Origin of the sequence: Streptomyces cahuitamycinicus, from assembly GCF_002891435.1 — a bacterium.
Classification (GTDB): Bacteria; Actinomycetota; Actinomycetes; order Streptomycetales; family Streptomycetaceae; genus Streptomyces; species Streptomyces cahuitamycinicus.
In genome coordinates, this window is record NZ_POUC01000995.1 from 1 (window position 1) to 415 (window position 415).

General features: G+C 72.8%; 2 pseudogenes. Both read left to right on the top strand.

The features are described from left to right. Positions 1 to 187, top strand: a pseudogene (locus C1J00_RS44265) (AAA family ATPase); the annotation flags it as partial. Then, a pseudogene (locus tag C1J00_RS44270) lies at positions 187 to 415 on the top strand (DUF58 domain-containing protein); the annotation flags it as partial. The pseudogenes C1J00_RS44265 and C1J00_RS44270, both read left to right, overlap by 1 nt.

Sequence of the window (415 nt, forward strand, 5' to 3'; positions counted from 1 at the left end):
CCTGGCCACCGCCCGCGCCTGGGCCTGGCTGACCGGCCGCGACTACGTCATCCCCGACGACGTGAAGGCACTCGCCCTCCCCACCCTCCGCCACCGCGTGCAACTGCGACCGGAGGCCGAAATGGAAGGCGTGACGGCCGACTCCGTGATCAACGCGATCCTCGCCCACGTCCCCGTCCCCCGCTGATGGCACTCACCGGACGCGCCGCCCTCGTCGCGGCCCTGGGCTCCATCCCTGTCGGCATCTGGGAGCCCAGCTGGACGGGCATCCTGGCGGTCAACGCTCCCCTGGCCGTGGCCTGCGCCTGCGACTTCGCGCTGGCCGCCCCCGTACGCCGCCTGGGCCTGACCCGTTCCGGCGACACCTCCGTACGCCTCGGCGACACGGCAGACGTGACCCTGACCATCACCAACC